At 75.4% G+C, this 12436-nt stretch carries 13 protein-coding genes; 4 read left to right on the top strand and 9 right to left on the bottom strand.

Annotated elements, in window-relative coordinates; all coding sequences use genetic code 11:
• Nucleotides 1–6: 6 nt before the first annotated feature.
• The 4 genes from ABZ576_RS09910 to ABZ576_RS09895 form a co-directional block, all read right to left on the bottom strand.
• Nucleotides 7–453 carry a type II toxin-antitoxin system PemK/MazF family toxin gene (locus tag ABZ576_RS09910; RefSeq protein ID WP_360738148.1) on the bottom strand — a complete coding sequence of 149 codons (447 nt, stop codon included), beginning with the start codon at nucleotides 451–453 and terminating at the stop codon, nucleotides 7–9.
• Between the two features lie 145 nt (nucleotides 454–598).
• The gene (locus tag ABZ576_RS09905; RefSeq protein WP_360738146.1) at nucleotides 599–2044 is read right to left on the bottom strand and encodes an amidase; all 1446 of its coding nucleotides are present in this window, start codon (nucleotides 2042–2044) and stop codon (nucleotides 599–601) included.
• 107 nt (nucleotides 2045–2151) lie between these two features.
• The gene (locus tag ABZ576_RS09900; protein WP_360738143.1) at nucleotides 2152–3114 is read right to left on the bottom strand and encodes an alpha/beta hydrolase; all 963 of its coding nucleotides are present in this window, start codon (nucleotides 3112–3114) and stop codon (nucleotides 2152–2154) included.
• 329 nt (nucleotides 3115–3443) lie between these two features.
• Nucleotides 3444–4007, bottom strand: coding sequence for an NAD(P)H-dependent oxidoreductase (locus ABZ576_RS09895; RefSeq protein WP_360738141.1), 564 nt, complete (start codon nucleotides 4005–4007; stop codon nucleotides 3444–3446).
• A 101-nt stretch (nucleotides 4008–4108) separates the two neighbouring features.
• Between ABZ576_RS09895 and ABZ576_RS09890 the strand changes: the two genes are divergently transcribed.
• Nucleotides 4109–4789 carry a helix-turn-helix domain-containing protein gene (locus tag ABZ576_RS09890; protein WP_360738139.1) on the top strand — a complete coding sequence of 227 codons (681 nt, stop codon included), beginning with the start codon at nucleotides 4109–4111 and terminating at the stop codon, nucleotides 4787–4789.
• A gap of 279 nt (nucleotides 4790–5068) precedes the next feature.
• A complete protein-coding gene (locus tag ABZ576_RS09885; RefSeq protein ID WP_360738136.1) occupies nucleotides 5069–6082 on the top strand; it encodes a LacI family DNA-binding transcriptional regulator in 1014 nt (337 codons plus the stop codon).
• A 25-nt stretch (nucleotides 6083–6107) separates the two neighbouring features.
• On the opposite strand, the gene ABZ576_RS09880 is transcribed toward ABZ576_RS09885, so the two are convergent.
• Nucleotides 6108–6485, bottom strand: coding sequence for a thioredoxin family protein (locus ABZ576_RS09880; RefSeq protein WP_360738134.1), 378 nt, complete (start codon nucleotides 6483–6485; stop codon nucleotides 6108–6110).
• Between the two features lie 141 nt (nucleotides 6486–6626).
• On the opposite strand from ABZ576_RS09880, the gene ABZ576_RS09875 reads away from it, so the two are divergent.
• On the top strand, nucleotides 6627–8057 hold the full coding sequence (locus tag ABZ576_RS09875; RefSeq protein WP_360738132.1) for an NAD(P)/FAD-dependent oxidoreductase: 1431 nt from the start codon (nucleotides 6627–6629) through the stop codon (nucleotides 8055–8057).
• Between the two features lie 25 nt (nucleotides 8058–8082).
• On the opposite strand, the gene ABZ576_RS09870 is transcribed toward ABZ576_RS09875, so the two are convergent.
• Complete coding sequence (locus ABZ576_RS09870; RefSeq protein ID WP_360738130.1) at nucleotides 8083–8727, bottom strand: peptide deformylase; 645 nt, start codon at nucleotides 8725–8727, stop codon at nucleotides 8083–8085.
• A gap of 152 nt (nucleotides 8728–8879) precedes the next feature.
• Here ABZ576_RS09870 and ABZ576_RS09865 point away from each other — a divergent pair, with 152 nt between their 5' ends.
• Nucleotides 8880–10277 (top strand): PepSY domain-containing protein, encoded by a 1398-nt coding sequence (locus ABZ576_RS09865; protein ID WP_360738128.1) that lies wholly within the window; start codon nucleotides 8880–8882, stop codon nucleotides 10275–10277.
• Nucleotides 10278–10412: 135 nt separating this feature from the next.
• Here ABZ576_RS09865 and ABZ576_RS09860 read toward each other — a convergent pair whose 3' ends face one another.
• From ABZ576_RS09860 to ABZ576_RS09850, 3 genes are read right to left on the bottom strand one after another with little or no spacing between them, the layout of a single operon-like run.
• Complete coding sequence (locus ABZ576_RS09860; protein ID WP_360738126.1) at nucleotides 10413–10772, bottom strand: tetratricopeptide repeat protein; 360 nt, start codon at nucleotides 10770–10772, stop codon at nucleotides 10413–10415.
• 58 nt (nucleotides 10773–10830) lie between these two features.
• A complete protein-coding gene (locus tag ABZ576_RS09855; RefSeq protein WP_360738123.1) occupies nucleotides 10831–11667 on the bottom strand; it encodes a cytochrome c oxidase assembly protein in 837 nt (278 codons plus the stop codon).
• Nucleotides 11667–12227 carry a DUF2243 domain-containing protein gene (locus ABZ576_RS09850; RefSeq protein ID WP_360738121.1) on the bottom strand — a complete coding sequence of 187 codons (561 nt, stop codon included), beginning with the start codon at nucleotides 12225–12227 and terminating at the stop codon, nucleotides 11667–11669. Before ABZ576_RS09850 ends, ABZ576_RS09855 begins: the two co-directional genes overlap by 1 nt.
• Between the last annotated feature and the right edge of the window lie 209 nt (nucleotides 12228–12436).

Here is a 12436-nt window from a genome sequence, read left to right as displayed (position 1 = left end):
GGACGGTCACGTCCAGCCGTGGCGTTCGCGCAGTCGCTGCCGGACCAGGTCGAACCGCATCCGGTCCAGCGCGCACGCCTCGCGCCGCATGCCCCGCTCGTGCAGCCGCAGCACCCGGTCCACGGCCACCCACGAGTCCCGGCCGGACCGGTCCCACGGCCCGCCGCCGATCGGCACCCACTCCCGGTCGCCGTCGTGCCGCTTGCTGGACAGCTGCACGGCGAGGAAGGTGCCCGCCGCCTCCCGGGCCACGACCAGGACCGGGCGGTCCTTGCCCCGGCCGTCGTTCTCCTCGAACGGCACCCAGGTCCACACGATCTCGCCGGGGTCGGGATCGCCGTCGTGCGCCGGTGAGTACTCGGTGCGCACCCGGCCGACCTCGCGCGGGTCGGCCTCGGTGGTGGCGTGGGGGCCGTGACGGCCGGGGGTGTTCTCTTCGGTCGACGTGCTCACGCGGGCACCCTAGTGGGCCGCGCCTCCCCACGTCCTCCCCCGTACGGCACGGCGATGCGCCGCGTTCGCAGGAGCGGCGCGCTGCCGGTGTGCGGGTGCGGTGCCGGGCGACCGCAGCGGTGCGGTGCGGTGGCGTGCCGGCGCCTCAGTGCGGCGGGTCGGCCTCCCGGCCGGCCCGGGCGGGGTCCGTCCGGTGCTCCGGCGGCCACAGCTCGTGCCAGCGCAGCTCCGCCTCCAGCTGGGCGGCGAGGGAGACCAGGAGGGGTTCGCTGTTGGCCGTGCCGAGCAACTGCGCGCCCACCGGCAGCCCGGAGCCGGTGAACCCGGCGGGCACGTTCACGCCCGGCCAGCCGAGCACGTTCCACGGCCAGGCGTACGGGCAGGCGGCGATGATCGCGCGGTCGGTCGCCAGCCCGCCCAGCCGGGCCAGGGCGCCGATCCGGGGCGGCGGCGTGGCCGTCGTCGGCGCGAGGATCACGTCGTACGACCGGAAGAACGCCCCGATCCGCCGGTGCAGCACCGCCTCCGCGCGCCGCGCCGCGCTGAGCGCCGCCCCGCCGAGCAGCCGGCCGAGCCGTGCCGCGCCCCGGGTGCGCGGGTCGAGCAGCGCGAGGTCGGGAGCCTCGCGGACCCGCTCGGCGATCCCGGCGGTCGCCCGGGGCACGAAGGCCAGCCCGATCTGCCCGTACGGCGGATCGGCCTCCTCGACGACGTGCCCCGCCGCGGCGAGTCTCGCGGCGAGTTCGGTGACCCGGACGCGGATCTCCGGGTCCAGCCGCGCGGGTACGGCGGTGAACGGCGGCTTCAGGGACAGGGCGACGCGCAGCCGGCCCGGATCGCGGCCGACCGCGTCCGTCACGGTCAGCGCGGGCGGCCGGTGCGGGTCGCGGTCGTGGTTGCCGCTCGCCGCGTCCAGCAGCACGGCCGCGTCGGCGACCGTCCGGGCGAGGGTGCCGTTGACCGTGATGCCCTGGAAGGACTCGCCCCAGGGCCAGGTCGAGATCCGCCCGCGCTGCGGCTTGATGCCGATCAGGTGGGTCCAGGAGGCCGGGATGCGCACCGAGCCGGCGCCGTCGGAACCGAGCGCGGCCGGGACGAGTCCGGCGGCGACGGCGGCGGCCGAACCGCCGGAGGACCCGCCGGGCGTGTACTCGGTGTCCCAGGGGTTGCGGGTCGCGCCGAACGCCGGCCCCTCGGTGAACGGCCACTGCCCCAGCTCGCACGTGTTCGTCTTGCCGACGATCACCGCGCCGGCCGCGCGCAGCCGCCGTACCGCCTCCCCGTCCGTGGCCACCGGCGGGAACTCGCCCCGGCAGCCGAACGCGGTCGGCTCGCCGGCCACGTCCATGTCGTCCTTCACCGCCACCGGCACCCCGAGCAGCGGGCGCCGAGTCCCGGCGGCCAACGCCCGGTCGGCCGCGTCCGCTTCGGCGAGCGCGGCCTCGGCCCGCACGATCCGGAAGGCGTTCAGGGTCGGCTGCGTGGCCTCGATCCGGGCCAGCGCCTCCGCCACCAGCGCGCGCGAGGTCACCTCGCCGTCGGCGAGGGCGCGCCGGGTCTCCACGAGTCCTGGGGGGCGGTCGGGTGTCATGGGGGGAGCACCTCCGGGAGACTCCGGTGACGATGTCTACCGAACGGTAACGTCGATGGGGGGACGACGTACGGCTTTGGCACGGGGGACCCCGGGCCGGTGTCGCCTCATCCCGCCAGCAGCCGCCGCAGCCACTCCACCCGGGCCGCGCGGGCCGTGCGGGACAGGGTCGCCTCCGGCACCAGGGCGTCGAAGCCGTGGCAGCCGCCCGGCCAGACGTGCAGCTCGGCCACCCCGCCGGCCTGCCAGATGCGGGACGCGTACGCGACCACCTCGTCCCGGAAGGTCTCCGCGGAACCGACGTCCAGGAAGGCCGGGGGCAGCCCGGCCAGGTCGGTGGCGCGGGCGGGGGCGGCGTAGGGGGAGACCCCGGGGCCGCCGCGGCGGTCGCCGAGCAGCGCCGTCCAGGCGGTCTCGTTGGCCGTACGGTCCCACACGCCGACGCCGGCCATCTGGCGGCTGGAGACGGTGTCGTTGCGGTCGTCCAGCATCGGGCACATCAGCAGCTGGCCGAGCGGGCGCGGGCCCCGCCGGTCGCGGGTGAGCAGCGCGAGCGCCGCGGTGAGACCGCCGCCCGCGCTGGCGCCCGCGACCACGATGCGGTCCGGGTCGCCGCCGATCTCCCGCGCGTGCCGCGCGGTCCACAGCAGACCGGCGTACGCGTCCTCGACGGGCGCCGGGTGCGGGTGCTCGGGGGCGAGCCGGTACTCCACCGACACCACCACCGCGCCGAGTTCCCGTGCCCAGGCCAGGGGCTCCGTCACCCCGGCCCGGTTGGTGCCGGCCACCAGGCCGCCGCCGTGCACGTGGTAGATCACCGGCAGCGGGGCCGGGGCGGCCGTGGGGCGGCAGACCAGGAGGGAGACGTCGGGGGCGCCGGCCGGGCCGGGCACCGTACGGTCCTCCGTCTCGAAGGCGCCGTCCAGGGGCAGGCCGAGCGCCGCCACGGCCGCGCCCTGCTGCCGGACGGCATCCAGGTCGGCCGGCGAGAAGCCGGGCGAGAGAGCGTCCCCGTACCGCTCCAGCGCGGCGGCCAGTTCCCGGTCGAACGGCGGCGGAACCAGGGACATGGGTGCTCCTTCCGTGACTCGTCCGGCCGTGGCGCGCCGCTCCGGCGTCGCCGTGGCCGGACACCCGCGCCGTGCCGGCGCTCCGTGCGCCGTCACGAGCCGTCTACCCCGTGCGGGCCGGAGGGCGATCACGCGGGGAGCGGTCAGCCGGAGAATCACCGGGAGAGTGACCAGCCGGGGAGTGGGGCAGCCGGAGAGTGAGCAGCCGGGGAGTGGAGCAGCCGGGTAGTGATCCCCCGGGGCAATGGTCGGGCGCGGACCGATCAGCCGGAGACGCCGAGGGGGCCGGAGCCTCGACGGCTCCGGCCCCCTCCGGGGATACCGGCGGCTCAGGCGGCCGCGCCCTCGCCCACGTTGCCGTGCAGGCGCGCCACGACCTCGGTCAGCTGGGCGGCGACCTCGGCGTCGTCGGCCGGGTGCGTCTCGGCGAAGCGGGTCACGGAGCCGGGGATGGCCAGCTTGATCTCCTCGATCACCTTGCCGCCGGCGATGCCCACGGCCTTGCGGGTGTCGTCCTGGGCCCACACACCGCCGTACTGGCCGAAGGCGGTGCCGATCACGGCGACCGGCTTGCCGCCGAAGGCACCGGCGCCGTACGGGCGGGACAGCCAGTCGATGGCGTTCTTCAGGACGGCCGGGATGGTGCCGTTGTACTCGGGGGAGAAGAACAGGAACGCGTCGGCGGCCAGGGCGGCCTCGCGCAGCTTGACGGCGGCGGCCGGGACGCCGCCCTCGACGTCGATGTCCTCGTTGTAGAAGGGGACGTCGGCCAGGCCCTCGAAGAGCTCGACCTCGGCGCCCTCCGGCGCGAGCTTCACGGCCGCCTCGGCGAGCTGGCGGTTGTGCGAACCGGCGCGAAGGCTGCCGACGAGCGCGAGGATGCGAACAGACATGGGAACTCCAAGGGGCTGAATCATCGCTTGTCACGATCCGGACCGGGGTCCGCTTATGTTTTCTAGCACCCTAAACGGACCGCAGTCCAGTTTTCTTCCCGATGCTTTACGCTGTCTTCATGTCCAGCGCCCTGCCGCCCTTCCCCAAGCCTCAGGAGTCCCTCGACACCCCTCCGTTGCTGGAGGTCGGCCCGGCCTCCGACGAGCCCTGCCTGCGCGCCGACGCGGCGCGGAACCGGGCCCGGCTGCTGGAGGCCGCCGCCCGGCTGATCGCGGAGCACGGCGTGGCCGGGGTCACCATGGAGGCGGTGGCCGCCGCGGCCCGGGTCGGCAAGGGCACCGTCTTCCGGCGCTTCGGCGACCGCACCGGGCTGCTGATGGCGCTCCTCGACCACTCGGCGAAGCAGCTGCAAGCCGATTTCCTGAGCGGGCCGCCGCCGCTGGGGCCGGGGGCGCCGCCGCTGGAGCGGCTGCGGGCGTTCGGCGTGGCGGTGCTCTACCGCCAGGCCGAGCAGCTGGACCTCCAGCTGGCCGCCCAGCCGGAGCCGACCCGCCGGTTCTCCCACCCGGCGCTCGGCTCCCTGCGCACGCACATCACGATGCTGCTCCGGCAGATCCTGCCGCACGCCGACTGCGACCTGCTGGCCCACACCCTGCTGGCCTCGCTCGACCCCGCGCTGATCCACCACCTGACCCGGCAGTGCGGGATGCCGATGGAGCGGCTGGAGGCCGGCTGGCTCGACCTGGTCGCCCGGGTGACGGGCACGGAACGGGCCGGCTGAGGCGGGGTACGCCGATGTCTCAGCCGCCCCGGCCGGGCCGGCTGAGACATCGGCGTACCGGGGACGCGCTCGCCCGCGGTGAGGCGGACGCCGGGCCTGCCGGGGTGCGCGGCCGGCGCGAGGCCCGGTTCGTGCGGCACGCGGGCGAGCGCGAGCCCGCCGGGCCCGCCCATGGTCGGCGCGGCGGAGGCCGCACGCCGGAGGCCCCGCCCCCTCGGCGAACGTCGAACGCTGAACCATGCCGACCCGCCCGCTCCCGGCCCCCGCCCCTCTGCCAAGATGCCGACTGTCATGGTGCAGATACCGAACACGCCCACGAGTGCGGACGTGGCCCGCCTGGCCGGCGTCTCGCGCGCGACCGTCTCCTACGTCCTCAACAACGCCAGCGCCGTTCGGATCAGCGAGGCGACCCGCCGGCGCGTGCACGAGGCCGCCCGGGAGCTGGGGTACGTCCCGCACGCCGCTGCCCGCAGCCTGCGCGCCGGACACAGCCGCATGGTGCTCATGCCCGCCCCGGCCATCCCGGTGGGCCCCCTCTACAGCGGGTTCCTGAACGAACTGCAGTGGGCGCTGGGCCGGCTCGACTACACCGTCGTCCAGTACGGCAGCGTCGGCCTCCACGGCGACGAAGCCGCCCGCGCCTGGGCGGAGTTGAGGCCCGTCGCCGTCCTGGTGCCCGGGGCCGGCCTCGGCCCGCAGGGCGTCGCCGTCCTCAAGCGGTCCGGTGCCCGGGCGGTCGTCACCCTCGGCCCGGACCGCGTCGAGGGAGCGCACGCCGTGCTCATGGACCACGACGCCGTCGGCCGCTGCGCGGGCGCCCACCTGTACGCCCGGGGCCGGCGCCGGATCGGTGTCGTCATGCCCGAGGAGCCCGGACTCGAGATCTACTCACGGCCGCGGCTCGCCGGCGTCCGCGAGGCACTGCGCGGCACCGGTGCCACCGCGACCGGGCTGCCGCTGGCCCCCACCGAGGAGGCCGCCGCGGAACTGGCCGCCCGCTGGCCGGAGTCGGGCCTGGACGCGGTGTTCGCGTACAACGACGAGTACGCCATGCTGCTGATGCGCGCGCTGCAGGACGAGGGTCTGCGCGTCCCCGAGGACGTCGCCGTGATCGGCGCCGACGACCTGATGCTCGGCCGGCTGCTGCGGCCCCGGCTCAGCACCGTCCACATCGAACTGCCCTCGGGCCGCGACCTCGCCGGACTGGTCGACCGCGCCGTGCGCGACCCCGGCGGTGAGCCCGAGGTGCACACCGTGCTGGGAGCCACGGTGGTCCAGCGGGAGTCCAGCTGACCCCGGCCCGCGGCCCCGGCGCGGACTACTGCTGTGCCTGTCCCTCCTGGGCGGCGATGCCCTTGCGGACCTCGTCCATGTCCAGCCGGCGGGCCTGCCCGATGAGGTCCGCGAGGACCGGCGCGGGCAGGGCGCCCGGCTGCGAGAAGACCGCGACCTGGTCGCGGACGATCATCAGCGTGGGAATCGACTGGATGCCGAAGGCGGCGGCCAGCTCCGGCTGCGCCTCGGTGTCCACCTTTCCGAACAGCAGGTCGGGATTGTCCGCCGCGGCCTTCTCGTAGACGGGCGCGAACTGCCGGCACGGCGGGCACCAGGGCGCCCAGAAGTCGATGAGAACGAACTCGTTCTCGCTGACCGTCTGGTCGAAGTTCTCCTTGGTCAGCTCCACGGTGCTGCTCATGGCCTGATTCCCACTTCCTGTGTAGGTGGTGTGCCGACGGCGGAAACACAGCCGCCGGGCCGCCTATTCCACGCGCGTGCGCCCGTGTTCCCCGCGCGTACCCATGTGGCCCCGGGCCACACCACCCACCACACTGACCCCATGACGGAAACGGAATCCAACGCGTACGACGTCGTGGTGCTCGGGGGCGGGCCCGTGGGGGAGAACGTCGCCGACCGCACCCGCGCGGCCGGCCTCAGCACCGCGCTCGTGGAGGGCGAACTGCTCGGCGGCGAATGCTCGTACTGGGCCTGCATGCCCAGCAAGGCCCTGCTCAGGCCGGTCATCGCCCAGGCCGACGCCCGCCGCCTGCCCGGCCTCGCCCAGGCGGTGCGGGGCCCGCTCGACACCCCGGCCGTACTGGCCCGCCGGGACGACTACACCTCCCACTGGAAGGACGACGGCCAGGTCGCCTGGCTGGAGGGCACCGGCGCCGTGCTCCACCGCGGCCACGGCCGGCTGGCCGGACCCCGTACGGTCACGGTCACCGGCCCGGACGGCACCGTCACCACGCTCACCGCCCGGCACGCCGTCGCCGTCTGCACCGGCACCCGCGCCCGGCTGCCCGACCTGCCCGGCCTCGCCGAGGTCAGGCCGTGGACCAGCCGTGAGGCCACCAGCGGCAAGGCGGCGCCCGGCCGGCTGATCGTGGTCGGCGGCGGGGTCGTCGCCACCGAGATGGCCACGGCCTGGCAGGCGCTCGGCTCCCGGGTCACCCTCCTGGTCCGCGGCAAGGGCCTGCTGAACCGGATGGAACCCTTCGCCGGCGAACTGGTCGCCGAGGCCCTCACCGAGGCGGGCGCCGACATCCGCACCGGCACCTCCGTCGAGTCCGTGACCCGGGAGAACGGCACCGTCGTCGCCGTCACCGGCACCGGCGAGCGGATCGAGGCCGACGAGATCCTGTTCGCCACCGGGCGGGTCCCGGCCACCGACGACCTCGGCCTGGAGACCGTCGGCCTGGAACCCGGCTCCTGGCTGGACGTCGACGACAGCCTCCGCGTCACCGGCACCGACTGGCTGTACGCGGTCGGCGACGTCAACCACCGGGCCCTCCTCACCCACCAGGGCAAGTACCAGGCGCGGGTCGCCGGTGCCGCGATCGCCGCCCGCGCGGCCGGCGGTCCCCTGCTGGAGGAGCCGTGGGGCGCGCACGCGGCCACCGCCGACCACGACGCCGTACCGCAGGTCGTCTTCACCGATCCGGAGGCCGCCGCGGTCGGCCTCTCCCTCGCCGAGGCGGAGCAGGCCGGCCACCGCGTCCGCGCCGTGGACGTCGAGTTCTCCTCCGTCGCGGGCGCGGGCCTGTACGGCGACGGCTACAAGGGCCGCGCCCGCATGGTCGTGGACCTGGAGGAGGAGATCCTGCGCGGGGTCACCTTCGTCGGCCCCGGCGTCGGCGAGCTCATCCACTCGGCCACCATCGCGGTCGCGGGCCGGGTCCCGGTCGGCCGGCTGTGGCACGCGGTCCCGTCGTACCCCACGCTGAGCGAGGTGTGGCTGCGGCTGCTGGAGGCGTACCGGGACAACTGACCGACCGGGACAACCGACAGACCGGTCAGGGAAGTTCGAAGCCGAGGGCCTCGGCCGCCGCCTCCGGTGCGGGCTGGGCCCACAGGGCCGCCACCGCCTCGTTGGTCGACAGGGAGCGCGGCTCCGCGCGGTCCAGGTACAGCGTGCCGTCGAGGTGGTCGGTCTCGTGCTGGACGATCCGGGCCGGCCAGCCGGTGAACACCTCGTCCAGCGCGCGGCCGTGCTCGTCCTGGCCGCGCAGCCGCACCTCGGCGTGCCGGGCCACCACCGCCTGCCAGCCCGGCACGCTCAGGCAGCCCTCGAAGAACGCGGCCCGGGCGGCGCCGACCGGCTCGTACACCGGGTTGACCAGCACCCGGAACGGCTGCGGGACGCGGCCCCGGACCACGGCGACCTCCTCGGGTACCGGTGCCGGGTCCTCGATGACCGCGATCCGCAGCGGGATCCCGACCTGGGGCGCGGCCAGGCCGACGCCGGGGGCCGCGCGCATGGTGACGCGCAGGGCCTCGATGAACCGGGCCAGCAGCGCGGGGCCGAGCTGACCGTCGTACGGCTCGGTGCCGCGCCGCAGGACGGGCCGGCCGGCCGCGACGATGGGCAAGGGACCGCCGGCGGCGAGGAGTTCCTCGACGCGCTCGGCGAGCGGTGAGTCTTCACGGGGAGGTGCCATCGCGTCAGCATGCCACGCGCCCCCACCGCTCCCTGTGGCACAGCTCACCAACACCCCGGGGAACTCAGCCCTTTCGCGGTCCGACCACTGGAGCGCCGTCACCATCCCTGCCGACGGTCCGTCCTGGCCCCGAACCCCGGAGAAGCCCGCCGATGACCACCGCTCCCCCGACCGCCCCGGCCGAGGCGTCCCGCCCCGCCGCCCGCAGCCGCTGGGCACCCCTGCGTCCCCTCGTGCTGCGCCTGCACTTCTACGCCGGTGTGCTCGTCGCGCCGTTCCTGCTCGTCGCAGCCGTCACCGGCCTGCTGTACGCGGGCTCCTTCCAGGCCGAGAAGCTCGTGTACGGCCATGAGCTGACCGTTCCGGCCGGGGAGCGGGAACTGCCGCTCTCCGCCCAGGTGGCCGCCGCCCGCAAGGCCCACCCCGAGGGCACCGTCGCGGCCGTCCGCCCCTCGCCCGAGGCCGGTGCCACCACGCGGGTGCTGCTCGCCGGTGTCGAGGGCGTCGACCCCGAGCAGACCCTCGCCGTGTTCGTCGACCCGTACACCGGCACGGTCCGCGGGGCGCGGGAACAGTTCGGTTCCACCGGCGCGCTGCCGCTGCGCACCTGGATCGACCGGCTGCACGGCAATCTGCACCTGGGAGAGACCGGACGGCTCTACAGCGAGCTGGCCGCCAGCTGGCTGTGGGTCGTCGCGGGCGGCGGCCTCGTGCTGTGGTTCTCCCGGCGCCGCGCCCTGCGCGGGGTGCGCGGCACCAGCGGCCGCCGCCGCACGCTCGGCCTGCACGGCACGGTCGGCGTCTGGACCGCCGCCGGCTTCCTGTTCCTGTCCGCTACCGGCCTGACCTGGTCCGCGTACGCGGGCGCGAACATCGACGAGTTGCGCACCTCCCTCGGCCAGGCCACCCCGTCCGTCTCGGCGGCCGTGTCCGGCGGTGAACACGCAGGGCATGGCGCGGCGGCGGGCGGCGGCACGGCCGAGCACGGCGTGGGTCTGGACAAGGTGCTCGCCGCGGCCCGGGCGGAGGGGCTGGGCGACCCGGTGGAGATCGTGCCGCCCGCGGACGCCGGCAGCGCCTACGTCGTCAAGCAGATCCAGCGTGCCTGGCCCACCAAGGCGGACTCCGTCGCCGTCGACCCGGCCACCGGACAGGTCACCGACGAGCTGCGGTTCGCCGACTACCCGTTGCTCGCCAAGCTCACCCGCTGGGGCATCGACCTGCACACCGGTGTCCTGTTCGGCCTGGTCAACCAGATCGCCCTCGCGCTCCTCGCGGTCGCCCTGATCCTGCTCGTCGTCTGGGGCTACCGCATGTGGTGGCAGCGCGGCCGGGGCTCCGCCTTCGGCCGGCCGGTCCCGCGCGGCGCCTGGGCGCAGGTGCCGCCCCACTTCCTGGTGCCGGCCCTCGCCGCGATCGCCGTGCTCGGCTGGTTCCTGCCCCTGCTGGGCATCCCGCTGGCCGCTTTCCTCGGTGTGGACGTCCTCCTCGGCGAGATCGCGCACCGGCGGGGCCGGCGCACCTACGGAGGAGCCGGTGGCGTGCGGTAGCGCGGCACGGCAGGCCGACACCCGAGAAGGCCAGGTCCCCGCACCGGACGCCGTGAAGCGCGGCCCGGCGCGGGGCGCGGGCCCGGTACCCGGAGGGCCGGGCCCCGGGCCCGGGGACTGCCCGAGCCGGGCGTGTCACTCCGGCGGGAAGTCGCCCGCGAGTGCCGAGGCGATCCGCAGGTGCGGCTCCGCCTCCTCGTGCCGGGCCTGCCGCTGGAGCGTGCGGCCCAGCATCAGCCGGGCGTAGTGCTCCACCGGGTCGCGCTCCACGATGACGCGCAGCTCGGCCTCGGCGCGGCGCAGCTGGGCCGAGTGGTAGTAGGCGCGGGCCAGCAGCAGCCGGGGTCCGGTCTGCTCCGGCACCTCCTCGACCAGCCCGGCCAGCACCCGGGCCGCGCCCGCGTAGTCCTTCGCGTCGAAGAACTTGCGCGCGCGCTCCCAGCGCTCGGCGGGGCTGCCGTGGTCGTAGTACGTGGTCTGCTTCTGCGTCTCCACTCGTGACCTCCTTCGGCGGCCACAACGGAGCATGGTGATTGAAAATTCCACTACTGGGCTACGAGGTGTTCGGGCGCTGCCGCAGGGCGATCCGGGACGCCGCCGTCCGCGTGATCCCGGGGCGTCCGGGGCGCCAGGTGGCGACGAGCGCCGCGGCCAGCAGGAGCTCGGCGATGTCGCCGCCGTAGTACATGATCTCCGCACCGCCCTCGACCTCGGGGACCGGAGCGTGCACGGCCAGCCAGAAACCGCCGTACATCAGCTGCGCGACGACCGCGTGCACGGCGATGGCACACCCCAGGAAGACCAGCCGGACCCGCACACCCGGCCGGGCCGGGGCCGGGTCCGGCCCGGCGATGGAGTGCGCGAACAGGCAGCCCGACAGCAGGAAGTGCGCGTGCAGCAGCCAGTGTCCGGCCGGGTGGGCCGCGGCGGCGCCGTACAGCGGGGTGAAGTACAGGACCGGAAGGCTGCCGGCGGACAGCGCCAGAGCGACGGCCGGATGGGTGAGCAGGCGGGCCGGAGAGCTGTGCAGCACGGCGGTGAGGCGGCGGGCACCGGCCGCGGGAAGGGTGCGCAGCAGCAGGGTGACCGGGGCCCCGAGGACCAGGCCGAGCGGCGCGTACATGCCGATGAGCATGTGCTGGGCCATGTGGCCGCGGAAGTCGCGGTGCGCGAAGGGCGCGAGAGGCGGCAGCAGTGCCACCGCCGCCAGGGCCGCACCCGCGCAGAAGGCGGCGGCCCGCCAGGCGCTCCAGCCCCGGCCCGGGTTGCGGCGGCGCGCCCGGTGGGCGAGGAGCAGGTAGCCCCCCGCGGCCGCCAGCAGCGCCAGCGCCGGCAGCAGCACCCCCGGCACACCTCCGTCCCCCTGCTGGTGCGTGTGGTGGTGGCCCATCAGCCGGCGTCCCCGTCCCGTCCGGCGCCGCGGGCCGCCGGGTCCAGGGGCCGCGCGCCGCGCCGCAGGAGCAGGCCGCCGGCCACCAGCAGCGCGCCGAGGAGCAGGAAGCCGAGGTCCCACCAGAGCTGCTGCGGCCCGCCGTGCACGTGGTGGATCCCCAGGACGTGGTGGTCGAGCACGCCCTCGACGAGGTTGAACAGGCCCCAGCCGGCCAGGATCCAGCCCCACAGCACCCGGGAGGCCCACACCCGCCGCCGGCCCGTGGTCACCCGGGCGTACAGCACGGCGAGCCCGGCCAGGACGGCGAGCCAGCACACGGTGTGGAAGACGCCGTCCCACACGGTGTTCATCCGCAGCCCGGAGACGCTGTGCGGGTCGTAGTACTTCACGCCGATGCGGTCGTGGTCGGTGCTGGTGAGCATGTGGTGCCATTGCAGGAGCTGGTGCAGCAGGATGCCGTCCAGGAACCCGCCGAGCCCCACTCCCAGCAGGATCCCGGGCAGTTGAAGGCTGGCGGGCGCGGTCTCGGCCCTGGTGTCACGCACGGTGGTCGCCATCGCTCCTCGTCTCGGTCGGTTCCTCGGTCGGTGCCTGAGTCGATCGGTTCCGGCTGCGGCTGCCGTACCGAGAGCTACCAGTTCCCCGGTTCCACCGCTGCGGCACGCTCGGCCATGTGCGCGGTGCGCTCGGACACGCGTTCTGGCAGGCGAAAGGCTGATAAGCCATAACTTGCACGGTTTGCGCTGCGTTTCACCGGGTGCGGGCG

The organism is Streptomyces sp. NPDC013455 (assembly GCF_040632975.1).
GTDB lineage: Bacteria > Actinomycetota > Actinomycetes > Streptomycetales > Streptomycetaceae > Streptomyces.
This window is presented reverse-complemented; position numbering and strand designations above follow the sequence as displayed.

Bases quoted from the DNA above. Each gene is read 5' to 3' on its own strand.
- ABZ576_RS09905 (WP_360738146.1), bottom strand. From the start codon at position 2,044: ATGACACCCGACCGCCCCCCAGGACTCGTGGAGACCCGGCGCGCCCTC.
- ABZ576_RS09900 (WP_360738143.1), bottom strand. From the start codon at position 3,114: ATGTCCCTGGTTCCGCCGCCGTTCGACCGGGAACTGGCCGCCGCGCTG.
- ABZ576_RS09895 (WP_360738141.1), bottom strand. From the start codon at position 4,007: ATGTCTGTTCGCATCCTCGCGCTCGTCGGCAGCCTTCGCGCCGGTTCG.
- ABZ576_RS09890 (WP_360738139.1), top strand. From the start codon at position 4,109: ATGCTTTACGCTGTCTTCATGTCCAGCGCCCTGCCGCCCTTCCCCAAG.
- ABZ576_RS09885 (WP_360738136.1), top strand. From the start codon at position 5,069: ATGCCGACTGTCATGGTGCAGATACCGAACACGCCCACGAGTGCGGAC.
- ABZ576_RS09880 (WP_360738134.1), bottom strand. From the start codon at position 6,485: ATGAGCAGCACCGTGGAGCTGACCAAGGAGAACTTCGACCAGACGGTC.
- ABZ576_RS09875 (WP_360738132.1), top strand. From the start codon at position 6,627: ATGACGGAAACGGAATCCAACGCGTACGACGTCGTGGTGCTCGGGGGC.
- ABZ576_RS09870 (WP_360738130.1), bottom strand. From the start codon at position 8,727: ATGGCACCTCCCCGTGAAGACTCACCGCTCGCCGAGCGCGTCGAGGAA.
- ABZ576_RS09865 (WP_360738128.1), top strand. From the start codon at position 8,880: ATGACCACCGCTCCCCCGACCGCCCCGGCCGAGGCGTCCCGCCCCGCC.
- ABZ576_RS09855 (WP_360738123.1), bottom strand. From the start codon at position 11,667: ATGGGCCACCACCACACGCACCAGCAGGGGGACGGAGGTGTGCCGGGG.
- ABZ576_RS09850 (WP_360738121.1), bottom strand. From the start codon at position 12,227: ATGGCGACCACCGTGCGTGACACCAGGGCCGAGACCGCGCCCGCCAGC.